The sequence below is a fragment of the Bosea sp. PAMC 26642 genome, from assembly GCF_001562255.1.
Lineage (GTDB): Bacteria > Pseudomonadota > Alphaproteobacteria > Rhizobiales > Beijerinckiaceae > Allobosea.
In genome coordinates this window covers 3,387,586-3,401,897 of record NZ_CP014301.1, presented here as the reverse complement: position 1 = coordinate 3,401,897, position 14,312 = coordinate 3,387,586, and the positions used below count along the sequence as shown (strand labels likewise).

The 14,312-nt window shown below is 66.4% G+C and carries 11 protein-coding genes; 10 read left to right on the top strand and 1 reads right to left on the bottom strand.

Translation table 11 applies throughout. The features are described 5' to 3' along the window. Positions 1-134: 134 nt before the first annotated feature. The 6 genes from secA (at position 135) to serA (ending at position 7,702) form a co-directional block, all read left to right on the top strand. Positions 135-2,948, top strand: a complete 2,814-nt coding sequence (gene secA / locus AXW83_RS16405) for a preprotein translocase subunit SecA (protein ID WP_066615140.1) — start codon at positions 135-137, stop codon at positions 2,946-2,948. A 163-nt stretch (positions 2,949-3,111) separates the two neighbouring features. Then, the gene (locus AXW83_RS16400) at positions 3,112-3,963 is read left to right on the top strand and encodes a phosphogluconate dehydrogenase C-terminal domain-containing protein (RefSeq protein WP_066615138.1); all 852 of its coding nucleotides are present in this window, start codon (positions 3,112-3,114) and stop codon (positions 3,961-3,963) included. A gap of 5 nt (positions 3,964-3,968) precedes the next feature. Continuing rightward, positions 3,969-4,679 carry a transcriptional regulator NanR gene (locus AXW83_RS16395; RefSeq protein ID WP_066615136.1) on the top strand — a complete coding sequence of 237 codons (711 nt, stop codon included), beginning with the start codon at positions 3,969-3,971 and terminating at the stop codon, positions 4,677-4,679. 104 nt (positions 4,680-4,783) lie between these two features. Beyond that, positions 4,784-5,761, top strand: coding sequence for an SPFH domain-containing protein (locus AXW83_RS16390; RefSeq protein WP_066615132.1), 978 nt, complete (start codon positions 4,784-4,786; stop codon positions 5,759-5,761). A 9-nt stretch (positions 5,762-5,770) separates the two neighbouring features. Then, the gene (locus AXW83_RS16385; protein WP_066615130.1) at positions 5,771-6,217 is read left to right on the top strand and encodes an NfeD family protein; all 447 of its coding nucleotides are present in this window, start codon (positions 5,771-5,773) and stop codon (positions 6,215-6,217) included. A 228-nt stretch (positions 6,218-6,445) separates the two neighbouring features. Continuing rightward, positions 6,446-7,702, top strand: coding sequence for a phosphoglycerate dehydrogenase (serA, locus tag AXW83_RS16380; protein WP_066615127.1), 1,257 nt, complete (start codon positions 6,446-6,448; stop codon positions 7,700-7,702). Between the two features lie 17 nt (positions 7,703-7,719). Here serA and tlpA read toward each other — a convergent pair whose 3' ends face one another. After that, positions 7,720-8,349, bottom strand: a complete 630-nt coding sequence (gene tlpA / locus AXW83_RS16375; protein WP_066615125.1) for a thiol:disulfide interchange protein TlpA — start codon at positions 8,347-8,349, stop codon at positions 7,720-7,722. A gap of 28 nt (positions 8,350-8,377) precedes the next feature. Here tlpA and argH point away from each other — a divergent pair, with 28 nt between their 5' ends. The 4 genes from argH (at position 8,378) to AXW83_RS16355 (ending at position 14,250) form a co-directional block, all read left to right on the top strand. Next, positions 8,378-9,769, top strand: coding sequence for an argininosuccinate lyase (gene argH / locus AXW83_RS16370; RefSeq protein ID WP_066615124.1), 1,392 nt, complete (start codon positions 8,378-8,380; stop codon positions 9,767-9,769). 111 nt (positions 9,770-9,880) lie between these two features. Further along, positions 9,881-10,144: an LPS translocon maturation chaperone LptM gene (lptM, locus tag AXW83_RS16365; protein ID WP_066615123.1), complete on the top strand. Its 264-nt coding sequence runs from the start codon at positions 9,881-9,883 to the stop codon at positions 10,142-10,144. Positions 10,145-10,153: 9 nt separating this feature from the next. Then, positions 10,154-11,443: a diaminopimelate decarboxylase gene (gene lysA, locus AXW83_RS16360; protein WP_066615122.1), complete on the top strand. Its 1,290-nt coding sequence runs from the start codon at positions 10,154-10,156 to the stop codon at positions 11,441-11,443. Between the two features lie 131 nt (positions 11,444-11,574). Next, positions 11,575-14,250 carry a TIGR02302 family protein gene (locus AXW83_RS16355; protein ID WP_066615121.1) on the top strand — a complete coding sequence of 892 codons (2,676 nt, stop codon included), beginning with the start codon at positions 11,575-11,577 and terminating at the stop codon, positions 14,248-14,250. The last annotated feature ends 62 nt before the right edge of the window (positions 14,251-14,312 follow it).

The following is a 14,312-nucleotide window of genomic DNA, read 5'->3' as shown; positions in this document are numbered from 1 at the left end:
GCCTTGAAAAGCGGTGCTGGACCCGGCCTGCGCACGCGTCTAAACACGCGGTCGAATTGAGAATTATCGGGCTGATGCTCGCGCGCGGGTCACCGCGGTGGCGTGCGTCGGCTGCAGTATCGAAAGGCCCAACAATGCTTGGCGCGCTCGCAAAGAAACTTTTCGGCTCGTCGAACGACCGACGCGTCAAGGGCTACGGTCCTCGCGTGGCGGCGATCAATGCTCTTGAACAGGAGGTCTCGGCACTCAGCGACGAGGCGCTGCAGGCGCGCACCGCCGAATTCCGCAAGCAGATTGCCGAGGGCGCCACGCTCGACGATCTGCTGGTGCCCGCCTTCGCCACCGTGCGGGAGGCCGCCAGGCGCGTGCTCGGCCAGCGGCCCTATGACGTTCAGCTGATCGGCGGCATCGTGCTGCATGAGGGTGCCATTGCCGAGATGAAGACCGGCGAGGGCAAGACGCTGGTCGCGACCCTGCCGACCTATCTCAACGCGCTCGAAGGCAAGGGCGTCCATGTCATCACGGTGAACGATTATCTCGCCCGCCGCGACGCCGAATGGATGGCCAAGCTCTACAATTTCCTGGGCCTCAGCGTTGGCATCATCGTCCACGGTATCGAGGATGAGGATCGTCAGCGCGCCTATGCCTGCGACATCACCTATGGCACCAACAACGAATTCGGCTTCGACTACCTGCGCGACAACATGAAATACGACGTCGCGCAGATGTCCCAGCGCGGCCACCATTTCGCGATCGTCGACGAGGTCGATTCGATCCTGGTCGACGAGGCGCGCACGCCACTGATCATCTCGGGCCCCCTCGACGACAAGTCGGAACTTTACGTCCAGATCGACAAGGTGCTGCCAGGCCTCGTCAAGACCGACTACGAGGTCGATGAGAAGCAGCGCGCGGTGTCGCTGACCGAAAGCGGCAACGACCATATCGAGGAGCTGCTGCGCGAGGCCGGTCTGCTCAAGGAAGGCGATCTCTACGACGCCCACAACGTCACGCTGGTCCACCACATCAACCAGGCGCTGCGGGCGCATTCGCTGTTCACGCGCGACAAGGACTATATCGTCCGCAACGACGAGGTCGTGATCATCGACGAGTTCACCGGCCGCATGATGCCGGGCCGGCGCTATTCGGAAGGGCTGCACCAGGCGCTCGAAGCCAAGGAGCACGTCACGGTCCAGCCCGAGAACGCGACGCTGGCCTCGATCACCTTCCAGAACTACTTCCGGCTTTACGGCAAGCTCGCCGGCATGACCGGCACGGCTGCGACGGAGGCCGACGAGTTCTTCCAGATCTACAAGCTCGAGGTCGTCGAGATCCCGACGAACGTTCCCGTCTCGCGCAAGGATGAGGATGACGAGGTCTACCGCACTTTCGAGGAAAAGGTGCGCGGCGTCATCCGCGAGATCAAGGAAGCCCAGAAGCTCGGCCAGCCCATGCTGGTCGGCACCACCTCGATCGAGCGTTCCGAACTCGTCGCCGAGATGCTGCAGAAGGACGGCTTCCAGCAGATCGACTTCTCCTCGCCCAACGCGCTGGAGCCGATCTATGCCGCCGCCCGCCAGGGCAAGCCGTCGAACTACTTCGCCGTTCTCAACGCGCGCTTCCATGAGCAGGAGGCCTATATCGTCGCCCAGGCCGGCGCGCCGGGCGTCATCACCATCGCCACCAACATGGCTGGCCGCGGCACCGACATCCAGCTCGGCGGCAATGCCGACATGCGGATCAAGCACGATCTCGGCGACATGCCCGAGGGCGAGGAGCGGACGCGGCGCGAGGCGGAAATCCGCGCCGAGGTCGTCGATTTCAAGCAGCGCGTGCTCAAGGCCGGCGGGCTCTACATCGTCGGTACCGAGCGCCATGAGAGCCGGCGCATCGACAACCAGCTGCGTGGACGCGCCGGCCGCCAGGGCGATCCCGGCCGCTCGAAGTTCTTCCTGTCGCTGCAGGACGATCTGATGCGGATCTTCGGCTCCGACCGCATGGACGGGATGCTCAAGACGCTCGGCCTTAAGGAGGACGAGGCGATCGTCCACCCCTGGATCAACAAGGCGGTCGAGAAGGCGCAAGGGAAAGTCGAGGCGCGCAACTTCGACATCCGCAAGAACATCCTGAAATACGATGACGTCATGAACGACCAGCGCAAGGTCGTGTTCGAGCAGCGCCGTGATTTCATGCGCCAACCGACCGTGCGCGAGACGATCGACGACATGCGCCATGGCGTGGTCGAAGACCAGGTGACCCGCCACATCCCCGAGGAAGCCTATCCCGAGCAGTGGGACACCGCTGCGCTCAAGGAAGGCGTGCTGCAGTTCCTCAATCTCGATTTGCCGATCGAGGAGTGGGCCAAGGAAGAGGGCATCGCCGATGTCGAGTTGCGCGAGCGCATCCGCAAGCTCGCCGACGAAGACTATGCCGCGCGCATCGCGCGCAACACCGAAGAGGTGATGGTCTATGTCGAGAAGCAGGTGCTGCTGCAGACGCTCGACCTGCTCTGGCGCGAGCACCTCGTCACGCTCGACCATCTCCGACAGGTCATCGGCTGGCGCGGCTATGCCCAGCGCGACCCCCTGAACGAGTACAAGCAGGAGGCTTTCGAGCTGTTCGACTCGCTGATCGGCCGCTTGCGGGAGCAGGTCACCAGCAATCTGATGCGTATCGAGGTCCGGTTCGACGCGCCCGAGGATCAGGGCGGGCTGCCGCCGCTGGATGGAGGGGGGCAGGGCTTGGGTGGGCCTGGCTTCGACGGCCCCGGCTTCGGCGCTGGCGGCGATTACGGCGGCAGCGGGATGCAATATGCCGCGACCGACGGAGACATCGCCGTGCTCGACCGCAACCCGGACGATCCCGAAAGCTGGGGCAAGGTCGGCCGCAACGAGGCCTGTCCCTGCGGCTCGGGCAAGAAGTACAAGCACTGCCACGGCCAGTTCGTCTGATAGCCTGCCGCCGACCGAGATCGGTCGCGCGGCGGCTCCGCATTGTCCTAAATCTGTCCATATGACGCGAGGCGCGGCGCGTCTTGCTGCCGTTTTTCAACTGGTATAATCACTATTCCAGTTGTGGCCGACACTCGACGGAATCGTGGAAGGGACTGCGCAGATGAAGACGATCGCTTTGCTGGGTGCCGGCGGAAAGATGGGTGTGCGGCTGGCCACCAATCTCCAGGGCTCGCCCTATGAGGTGCTGCATGTCGAGCCCTCGGTAGTGGGGCGCGAGCGCCTGAAGGCAGCAACCGGCTTCGACTGCGTCGATGGAGACAACGCGCTGGCCGAGAGCGACGCGGTCCTTCTGGCGGTGCCCGACCGGCTGATCGGCAAGATCGCCCATACCTTCATCGAGAAGGTGAAGCCGGGCACCGCGATCATCATGCTCGATGCGGCTGCGCCCCATGCCGGCGAATTGCCGGAGCGAGACGACGTCAGCTATTTCGTCACCCATCCCTGCCATCCGCCGATCTTCAACGACGAGGTGACGGAGCAGGGGAAGAAGGACTTCTTCGGGGGCGTCCATGCCAAGCAGCATATCGTCTGCGCGCTGATGCAGGGGCCCGAAGAGCACTATGCCGCCTGCGAGGCGATCGCCCGGACGATCTACAAGCCGGTGATGCGGGCGCATCGCTGCACGGTCGAGCAGATCGCGATCATGGAGCCGGCTCTGGCCGAGACCATCGGAGCGACTTTGTGTCTGGCCTTGCGTGCGGCGACCGACGAGGCGGTGCGCCGGGGCGTGCCGCGGCAGGCTGCGACCGATTTCATGCTCGGGCACCTGACCATCGAGCTCGCCATCGCCTTCGAGATCTTTCCCGAGGGTAAGTTCTCGGACGGCGCGCTTTACGCCATCGAACAGGCCCGCCCCGAAATCTTCAGGGAGGGCTGGCTCGAGCGGATCTTCGATCCCGATGCGATCAAGCGGTCCGTTGCGGAAATCTGCAATCCGCCCAAGGCGGCCTGACGCGGATGGGGAATGGCTCGGAAACCATCGTTCGCAGGAAACTCGCGCATGAGGTGTTCGACCGCCTGAAGACGATGATCACCGAGGGCGAGCTTTCGCCGGGCGACGCCATGCCGTCGGAGCGCGAGCTGATGGACCGTTTCGGGGTCGGGCGTCCTGCCATCCGCGAGGCGATGCAGTCGCTGGCCGGCATGGGCCTCATCGCCATCGCCCATGGCGCGCCGGCGCGCATCCAGCAACTGACCGCCCGGTCGATCCTGCAGCAGGTCGATCTCACCGCCAGTATCCTGCTGTCGGCTTCGCCCGACAGCCTGGACCATCTGAAGCAGGTGCGGCGCTTCTTCGAGCGCGGCATGGTGCGCGAGGCGGCCATCAAGGCGAGCGCGGATGATGTGGCAGCTCTGCGCGAAACCCTGGAGCAGCAGGCGCGCAGGGTCGCCGAGCCCAGCGCCTTCATCGACGCCGACATGCGCTTCCATACGCAGATCGCCGCGATCTCCGGCAATCCGATCTTCGAGGCGGTCAGCGAGGCGATGCTGGGATGGCTGCGCCGGTACCACACCGAAATGCTGCTATGGGCGGGGAAGGAGAACCTCACTCTCGGCGAACATCGCCGGATCATCGACCATATCGAGCGCCACGAACCCGACGAGGCGGAGGAGCAGATGGTCAGCCATCTCGACCGTTCGAGCGTACTCTACACCCGCAACGGTTGATGTCGTTATCTGCGGCGAGAGCCGATGCGTCCGCGCCCTTGCATCCGTCTGTCGCAATCGTCAGGCTGTCTGTCTGACGTAGCGTTCTCGGGGGAGTGGCTTTGATGGCTCTATACGGTTTCGACATCGTCGTCGTCGCGCTGGTCGCGCTGGTCATCCTGACGATCGCGCTCGGCGTCCGCACTGTTCCGCAGGGCTACAATTATACGGTGGAGCGCTTCGGCCGATATTCCCGCACGCTTGGCGCGGGGCTGGCGCTGATCATGCCGTTCATCGACCGGATCGGGCACAAGGTGAACGTGATGGAGCAGGTGCTCGACGTTCCCTCGCAGGAAGCGATCACCAAGGACAATGCCGGCGTGCGGATCGACGCGGCGGCGTTCTACCAGGTGCTCGACGCGGCCAAGGCCTGCTACGAGGTGTCGTCGCTCGACACGGCGCTGATGACGCTGACGATGACGAATATCCGCACCGTCGTGGGCTCCATGGATCTCGACCAGCTGCTGTCCCATCGCGACGAGATCAACGAGCGGCTGCTGCGCGTGATGGACGCCGCCGCTTCGCCCTGGGGCGTCAAGGTCACGCGCATCGAGATCAGGGACATCCTGCCGCCGGCCGACATCGCGGGCGCGATGAACCGGCAGATGAAGGCCGAGCGCGAAAAGCGCGCCGCGATTCTGGAAGCGGAAGGGCTGCGTCAGGCCGAGATCCTGAAGGCCGAGGGCCAGAAGCAGTCCCAGATCCTCGCGGCGGAGGGCCGCAAGGAGGCTGCTTTCCGAGACGCGGAGGCGCGCGAGCGTTCGGCGCAGGCCGAGGCCTCGGCGACCGCCATGGTCTCCGAGGCGATCAGCAAGGGCGACATCCAGGCGGCGAACTTCCTGCTGGCCGAGCGCTATACCGACGCGCTGAAGGCACTTGCGAGCGCGCCCAACAGCAAGCTGGTGATCGTCCCGATCGAGGCCGCCGCGCTGGCAGGCACAGTTGGCGGCATCGCTCAGCTGACCCGCGCTGTCTTTGGCGAAGAGGCAGTGGAGGCGCGGCGCACCGGCGCGGTGCCGTCGAGCCGCCGGACGAGCAGCTGAGGCGGGGCGATGCTGGAGTGGTTCGCAGGCGCCGGCGGCTGGGCTTGGGTCGTGCTCGGCCTCGCCCTGATCGGCGGCGAGATGCTGGCGCCGGGCGTCTTCCTGATCTGGCTCGGCCTGGCGGCTCTGCTGACCGGCATCGTCGTCGGGCTGAGCGCGATCGGCTGGCAGGCGGCGGCGCTCGTCTTCGCCGCGCTTTGCGTCGTCAGCGTGCTGGCGGGACGGTTCCTGACCCGGCGCAAGGGCGAGGAGCCCGACGCCGCCACCGGTCTCAACGATCGTGGCCGCCAGCTGATCGGAAAGGTGTTCCGGCTGGAGGCGACGATGGCCGGCGGGGAGGGCCGCATCCGCGTCGGCGACTCGTCCTGGCGCATCACCGGCCCCGAGCTTCTGGCCGGCAGCGAGGTCAGAGTCGTGCGCGTCGAGGGCGCGACGCTGGTGGTGGAGAAGGCTTAAGTTTGGCGGCTCCTTTTCGGAAAAGAGCGCAGTCATTCCGGGCGAAGCGAAGCGCAGACCCGGAATCCATTCCTGACCCTTTCCGAACAGCGCTCAGGCATGGATTCCGGATCGGCGCGGCTTCGCCTTGTCCGGAATGACGGTGGCTAGGTTCTGATCGGCAAAATCCGGTTGTGTCGCGACGTAGCGGGTCTATACGGACGCCTCCGCCGCCAGCCCGATCGTGCCATGCAACAGCCTCCCGCCCGCCTGTCTTTGTCCAAGGACCGCATCAAGGTCCTGCTGCTCGAAGGCATCAACGACACCGCCGCCGATCTCATGGTCCAGGCCGGCTATACCAATATGGTCCGCCTGCCCAAGGCGCTCGACAGCGATGCCCTGCTGAAGGCGGTCGAGGGTGTGCATGTGCTCGGCATCCGCTCGCGTACGCAGCTCAGCGAAGAGGTTTTCGCGCAGGCGAGCCGGCTCTTTGCCGTCGGCTGCTTCTCCGTCGGCACCAACCAGGTCGATCTGCAGGCGGCGCGCGGGCGCGGCGTACCGGTGTTCAACGCGCCGTTTTCAAATACCCGCAGCGTCGCCGAACTCGTCATCGGCGAGATCGTGATGCTGCTGCGCAAGATCACCGACCGCTCGGTCTCGGCCCATGCCGGCGGCTGGGACAAATCCGCCATCGGTTCGTTCGAGGTGCGTGGCAAGACGCTCGGCATCATCGGCTACGGCAATATCGGCAGCCAGCTCTCGACGCTGGCCGAGGCGATGGGGATGCGGGTGATCTATTACGACCACACCGACCGCCTGCGCCACGGCAACACCGAGCCTGTGGAGAGCCTGCGCGAGCTTCTGGCATCGAGCGACGTGGTTTCGCTGCACGTGCCCGAGACGCCGGAGACGGCCGGCATGATCGGGGCGCAGCAGATCGCGATGATGAAAGCGGGCGGCTACCTGATCAACAATTCGCGCGGCACGGTGGTCGATCTCGACGCGCTGGCGGCTGCGTTGCGATCCGGCCATCTCGCGGGTGCGGCTGTCGACGTGTTCCCGGTCGAGCCGGCTTCCAACAGCGACCGCTTCGTTTCGCCGCTGCAGGGCCTGCACAACGTCATCCTGACACCGCATGTCGGCGGCTCGACCGAGGAGGCGCAGGAGCGCATCGGCGCGGAAGTCGCCCGCAAGCTGATCGACTATTCCGATGTCGGCTCGACGGTCGGCGCCGTGAACTTTCCGCAGGTGCAGCTGACGCCGCGTGCGCTCGGCACCCGCTTCATCCATGTCCAGCGCAACGTGCCGGGCATGCTGCGGCGGCTCAACGATGTCTTCGCCAGCCGCGAGGTCAACATCTCCGCCCAAAACTACCAGACCGACGGCGAGGTTGGCTATGTCGTGATGGAGGCCGACAGCGTCGGCCCCGTGGCACTCGATATCCTGCGCGAGATCAGGGCGCTCGACGGCACGATCCGGGCGAGGCTGGTCTATCAGCGGGCGTAAAAAACGCTGTCGTGGGCTCAGCGGCCGAGCGCAGCTCTGATCAACGCTGCGGCATCGGCGCTGGCCCAGTCGGCTGGACCCTGCAGGATCGCCAGTTCGCAGCCTTCGCGATCGACCAGCAGGCTGACCGGCATGCCCTCGACCTTCTTCGCGGCGCGCAGCGCCTGGAAGACGCCGGCCTGCGGATCGGCGTAATAGGGCAGGGTTGCGATCTTGTTGTCTGCGAGCCAAGTTTTCGGCTTGTCGAGATTGCGCGTGTCGATGTTGATCGCGACCACCGCGAAATCCAGGCCGCCGAGTTTGACCTGTAGGGCGTCGAGCGCTGGCATCTCCTTGAGACAGGGTGCGCACCAGGTCGCCCAGAGATTGACCAGCACTGTACGGCCCTTGAAAGCCGAGAGGGAGGTCGGCTGGCCGTCGGGTCCCGTGAAGGTGAGCTCAGGCGCCGGCGTCGGGCGTGGGCTGATCTCGACGGCCGCGACTTCGCCGCGCGCCAGCGGCTTCAATTTCTGTGCGGATTTCGCGGCGGCGCTGCAGGAAGCGGAATTGCCGGCATTGCCCTCGACGGAGTAGAAGGCGGCAACGCCCCCAAGCGCAAGCAATGCGAGCGCACCCAGACCAGCCCCTATTTTCCATCGAGACGTCATTAGCGTCCTAAAAGCAGGAATAGTTGTCGTGAGCAATCGCATGTGGGGTGGGCGTTTCGCCACGGGTCCTGATGCTATCATGGAGGAGATCAACGCCTCCATCGATTTCGACAAGCGGCTGTGGCCGCAGGACATCCGGGGTTCGCTGGCACATGCCGCGATGCTGGGCGAGACCGGTATCCTGACCAAGGACGATGTGGCTGCGATCAGCGCCGGACTCAAGGGCGTCCAGGCCGAGATCGAGGCCGGGCGTTTCACGTTCTCGCGGGCGCTGGAAGACGTGCACATGAACGTCGAATCGAGCCTGAAGGATGCGATCGGCGCGGCTGCCGGCCGGCTGCATACGGCGCGCTCGCGCAACGACCAGGTCGCGACCGACATGCGGCTTTGGGTACGCGACACGCTCGATGCGCTCGACGAGCAGATGGCCGATCTCCAGCTTGCGCTTGCGGAAAAGGCCGACACTTATGCCGGCGCGGTGATGCCGGGCTTCACCCATCTGCAATCGGCGCAACCCGTCACCTTCGGCCATCATCTGCTCGCCTATGTCGAGATGCTGTCGCGCGATCGCGGCCGCGTCCGGGATACCCGCGTGCGGCTAAACGAATCGCCGCTCGGGGCCGCAGCGCTGGCAGGCACCTCCTTCCCGATCGACCGGCACATGACGGCGAAGGCGCTCGAATTCGACCGGCCGACGGCGAATTCGCTCGATTCGGTCTCGGACCGCGACTTCGTGCTGGAGACTCTCGCCGCCGCGTCCATCTGCGCGATGCATCTGTCGCGGCTGGCCGAGGAGATCGTGCTCTGGGCGACGCCGCAATTCGGCTTCGTGCGACTTTCCGACAAGTTCTCGACCGGCTCGTCGATCATGCCGCAGAAGCGCAACCCCGATGCCGCCGAGCTGGTGCGCGGCAAGGCCGGGCGGGTCTTCGGCTCATTGCAGGCGATGCTGACGATGATGAAGGGCCTGCCGCTGACCTATTCCAAGGACATGCAGGAGGACAAGGAAGGCACGTTCGACGCCCTGCAGACGCTGTCGCTCTGCCTTGCCGCCATGGCCGGCATGGTCCGCGACATGGAGCCGGACCTGAAGGTGATGAAGAAGGCGGCGGGGATGGGCTACGCCACCGCGACCGACCTTGCCGACTGGCTGGTGCGGGTGCTGAAGATGCCGTTCCGCGACGCTCACCACGTCACCGGGCGTCTCGTCGGCATCGCCTCGGAGAGGAGGATCGGGCTGGAGAAGCTGACCTTGGCTGAGATGCAGGCGGTCGAGCCGCAGATCACGGAGGCTGTCTTCGCGGTGCTGGGTGTCGAGCAGTCGGTCAAGAGCCGCGTCAGCTATGGCGGTACCGCGCCCGCCAATGTCCGCAAGCAGGCGCGGTCATGGCTGCGGCGGCTGGCGAAGGAGAAAGCCTGAGCCGGACGGGGACGGCGGTCGTTGCGGAATGACGCCATGCCTGCAAAAGCTCGCAACGCGATGCGCCATTCGCTACAGTCGCCATCAATTCCTGCCTGAGGGTTTCGTTTCGTGCCGCATTCCCGCCTGTCACTGAGCCGCGCCGTTCTGGTTGCCGGCGTTCTCGGCCTCTCGCTGACGGCCTGTGGCCGCAAAGGTCCGCTCGAAGCGCCGCCCAATGCGACGGGCGCGATCGATCTGCCGGCGAGCCAGATCGGCGGCACCGAGACCGAAGTGCCGTCGACGGGCGACATCGCGCCGATCGCCAAGCCGGCCAAGACCAACAGGGCGATCGTCGTGCCGAACAAGAGTTTCGTGCTCGATCCCCTGCTCTGAGCACCCGACATGCATCATTTCAGCTATCGCGACGGCTCGCTCTTCGCCGAGGACGTCGATCTGAGGCGGATCGCGGCGCAAGTCGGCACGCCGGTCTATGTCTATTCCTCGGCGACGATCGAGCGGCATTACCGGCTGTTCGAGGCGGCGATGAAGACGAGCGCGCCGGGCGGCAAGGCGCATGTCTTCTATGCGATGAAAGCGAACGGCAATCTCGGCGTGCTGAAGACGCTTGCGGCGCTGGGCGCCGGCGCCGACACAGTGTCGGAGGGCGAGATACGCAAGGCGCTCGCCGCCGGCTTTCCGCCCGAGAAAATCGTCTTCTCCGGTGTCGGCAAGAGCGAGAGCGAACTGCGTTTCGCGGTTCAGGCCGGGATCTACCAGGTCAATATCGAGACCGAGGGCGAGCTCGATTTGCTCTCGAAGGTCGCGGCCGCGCTCGGCCGGCGGCAGGAGGCGGTGTTCCGGGTCAATCCCGATATCGGCGCCGGCGGTCATGCCAAGATCACCACGGGCTCGTCCGAGAACAAGTTCGGCGTCTCCTTCGAGGAGGTCGGCCGGCTCTATGCGCGGGCGGCGAACATGCCCGGCGTCAGGATGATGGGGCTCGCACTCCATATCGGCAGCCAGATCCGCGAGACGGAATCCTTCGAGGCGGCCTATGCCAAGATGGTGGTGCTGGTGGGGGCACTGCGGAGCGAGGGCCACCGGGTCGACCGGCTCGATCTCGGCGGCGGACTCGGCATTCCCTACGAGATCCCCAAGGATTTCGACCATGGCCCCGGGCTGATCGAGGCCTACGCCGCCATGGTCGGGCGGGTGACCGCCGGGCTCGATGTCGAACTCGGCTTCGAGCCCGGCCGGCTGATCGTCGGCAATGCCGGCATCCTGATGACGCGGGTGCTGCATCTCAACCCGCGCCCGACGAAGGAATTCCTGGTCGTCGATGCCGCAATGAACGATCTCGTCAGGCCTGCCATGTACGAGGCCTACCACGAGATCTGGCCGGTTTCGGAACCGGAAGCCGGCGCCGCCGAGGTGGCCTATGACGTCGTCGGGCCGATCTGCGAATCGGGCGACACCTTCACAGCCGGGCGGGTTCTGCCCGAACTGAAACCTGACGACCTGATCGCGTTCATGACGGCCGGAGCCTATGGGGCCAGCATGTCATCGACCTACAACCAGCGCCTTCTGGTGGCCGAAGTGTTGGTGAAAGGCGCGGAATTCGCCGTGACGCGGCCCCGCCAGAGCTATGAGGACCTCCTCGGCACGGATCGTGCACCGCCCTGGCTGCCCTGAGGCGCTCGTTCACGATGCGATGAGCCGCTTGCGGGAGAACGACCTTCGCACTGGCCTTGCCACATTCACGTGTTAGCCTGACACTCGTGGATCGAAGCATAAGTGGCGCGGGGGCGGCTCGGAGCGACGGCATGACAGAGGCGCAGCGCCGCAAGGCGCCTGATCCGATCGAAGGCACGAGGCAGCGGCTCGGCCGTCTCGCGACGGCGTCGCGCCTGTCGCTGGTCTGGGAAAGGCTCTGGCCGCGGCTGTGGCTTCCGGGTGCGATCGTCCTCCTCTTCCTCGCGCTCTCATGGTTCGGCCTGTGGACGCATCTGCCCTGGCAGGGGCGCGTCGCCGGCGTGGTGCTGTTCTTCGCGGCGCTGACCGCCGGTTTCTGGCACGTCGCCATGATGCGCCTGCCGACGCGCCAGGATGCGCTGGCCCGGCTCGACCAGTCCATGGCGGGCGGCCATCGCCCTGCCTCGGCGCTGGAGGACAGCCTCGCGGTCGGCTCCGCCGATCCCGTCTCTCAGGCCTTGTGGAAGCTGCATGTCGCGCGCCAGGGCGAGCGCATCTCGGGCCTCAAGGTCGTGGCGCCGCATCCGTTGATGGCCGGGCGCGACAAATTCGCTCTGCGCGCCGTGCCGCTGCTGGCGGCAGTGACCGCACTCTTCGTCGCCGGTCACGAGGCTGGCCCACGCCTGCAGGCGGCCTTCGACTGGCGCGGGCCGTCGGCGCCCGCGCCCGCGATCCGCATCGACGCCTGGATCGACCCGCCGGCCTATACAAGGCTGCCGCCGATCCTGATCGACTTCGCCCGGCTCCAGAGCCCGAATTTCAGCGCGCCCGAGAAATCCACCATCGTCGTGCGGATCGCCGGCAAGGCGAAGATGGACGTGGCGACGACCGGGCGGCTCGACGCCTTGCCGGCGCCGGAGGCCAAGGACGCCAAGCCCGTGACGGCCGATGGGCCGGCCGTGCTGGAAAAACGCTATGCGCTGGCCGGCAGCGGCACGCTGCGGCTGACCGGCAGCGGCGCGCCGGGCACCACGCTGAACCTGACGGCGATCGCCGACCAGCCGCCGCAGATCAGTTTCGTCGAGGCGCCCAAGCCGATCACCGGAGCGCAGGCCGGCGGGCTCGGCCTCGCCTACCGCGCCAAGGATGATTACGGCGTGGTCTCGGCCGAGGTCGTCGTCTCCCGGCCCAATCCGGTCTCGACCGGACGTTCGCTGGTCGAGGCGCCCAAGCAGTCGCTGACCGTGCCATCCTCGCCGACCGGCGATGAGGAGATGAAGAGCACCGTCGATTTCTCGGCCCATCCCTGGGCCGGTGCGAAGGTGCGGATGACGCTGGTCGCGCGCGACGAAGCCGGCCAGGAGGGTCGCAGCGAGCCGGTCGAGGTCACGCTGCCGCAGCGCACGTTCTCCAAGCCGCTGGCCAAGGCGCTGGTCGAGCAGCGCCGCAAGCTGGTCATGGATGTCGAGGATCGACGCAAGGTGCAGCTCGCCATGGACGCGCTGCTGATCGAGCCCGATCTGTTCATGAAGGAGACCGGCGTCTATCTCGGAATGCGCATGATCAACGAGCGGCTGCGCCGTTCCGGCAGCGACGACCAGCTCCGCGAGGTCGCCGATCTGATGTGGTCGATGGCGTTGCAGCTCGAGGACGGCGATCTGTCCGATGCCGAGCGGGCGCTCAGGGCCGCGCAGGAGAACCTGCAGCAGGCGCTGGAGCGCGGCGCTTCCGAGGAGGAGATCAAGAAGCTCACCGAGGAGATGCGGCGCGCGATGGACCGCTTCATGCGCCAGCTCGCCGAGCAGATGCAGCGCCAGCAGCAGAATGGCGACCAGAAGACCGCGCAGATGCCGGAAAATTTTCGCTCGGTGACGCCGCGCGACCTGCAGAACATGCTCAACCGGATCGAGGAGCTGTCGAAGCGCGGCGACATGGCCGAGGCGCAGCGGCTGATGGAAGAGCTCAACCAGATGCTCAACAACCTGCAGATGGCCCGCCCGGGCCAGCAGGATCCGCGCCAGCGCGAGATGAACCAGGCGCTGAGCGATCTCGACAAGATGACCCGCGAGCAGCAGCAACTGCGCGACGAGACCTTCCAGCAGGAGCAGCAGCGCCAGAACCGGGCGCAGCAGCGCCGTCAGGGTCAGCAGCAGGCGCGGCCCGGCCAGCAGGGCCAGCGCCAGCAGGGGCAACAGGGACAGCGCCAGCGCGGCCAGCAGCCGGGGCAGCAACCCGGCGAGCAAGGCGAGGGCGAAGAGGGCGAGAACGGCGAAGGCCAGCAGGGGCAGGGCGGCCAGAGCCTGGCCGAGCGGCAGCAGGCGCTGCGCGAGCGTCTGCAGGAGCTGCAGCGCCGGATGCGCGGCATGGGCGCGCCTCAGCAGGGCGAACTCGGCGAGGCCGAGGACGCGATGGGCGAGGCTCAGGGCCAGCTCGGCCAAGGGCAAGGTGAAGGTGCCATGGAATCGCAGGGGCGGGCGCTGGAGGCCTTGCGGAAGGGCGGCCAGAGCATGGCCCAGCAGATGCAGGGTCAGCCCGGCGAGGGCGACGGCACGGAGGGCGCCTTCGGCGAGCCCGATGGGCAGCCGGCGGGCCGGCCCTCGGCGCAGCAGCGCGGTCGCGAGGATCCGCTCGGCCGGCCGCAGCGCCAGCGCGACTGGGCCGATGGCCGGGTGCGCGTGCCCGGCGCCGACGAGAGCGCAACCCAGCGCGCGCGTCGCATCCTCGACGAGTTGCGTCGCAGGCTCGGCGATCCGAGCCGGCCGACCGAGGAACTGGACTATCTGGAGCGGCTGCTCAGGCGGAATTGACTGGCGTTACGCCTCTTCCCTTCTCCCCTTGCGGAAGAAGGTGCCCCGGTAGGGGCGGATGA

Coding starts and splice junctions, on each gene's coding strand:
- AXW83_RS16400 (WP_066615138.1), top strand. CDS start 3,112: ATGAAGACGATCGCTTTGCTGGGTGCCGGCGGAAAGATGGGTGTGCGG.
- AXW83_RS16395 (WP_066615136.1), top strand. CDS start 3,969: ATGGGGAATGGCTCGGAAACCATCGTTCGCAGGAAACTCGCGCATGAG.
- AXW83_RS16385 (WP_066615130.1), top strand. CDS start 5,771: ATGCTGGAGTGGTTCGCAGGCGCCGGCGGCTGGGCTTGGGTCGTGCTC.
- secA (WP_066615140.1), top strand. CDS start 135: ATGCTTGGCGCGCTCGCAAAGAAACTTTTCGGCTCGTCGAACGACCGA.
- serA (WP_066615127.1), top strand. CDS start 6,446: ATGCAACAGCCTCCCGCCCGCCTGTCTTTGTCCAAGGACCGCATCAAG.
- AXW83_RS16355 (WP_066615121.1), top strand. CDS start 11,575: ATGACAGAGGCGCAGCGCCGCAAGGCGCCTGATCCGATCGAAGGCACG.
- tlpA (WP_066615125.1), bottom strand. CDS start 8,349: ATGACGTCTCGATGGAAAATAGGGGCTGGTCTGGGTGCGCTCGCATTG.
- lysA (WP_066615122.1), top strand. CDS start 10,154: ATGCATCATTTCAGCTATCGCGACGGCTCGCTCTTCGCCGAGGACGTC.
- AXW83_RS16390 (WP_066615132.1), top strand. CDS start 4,784: ATGGCTCTATACGGTTTCGACATCGTCGTCGTCGCGCTGGTCGCGCTG.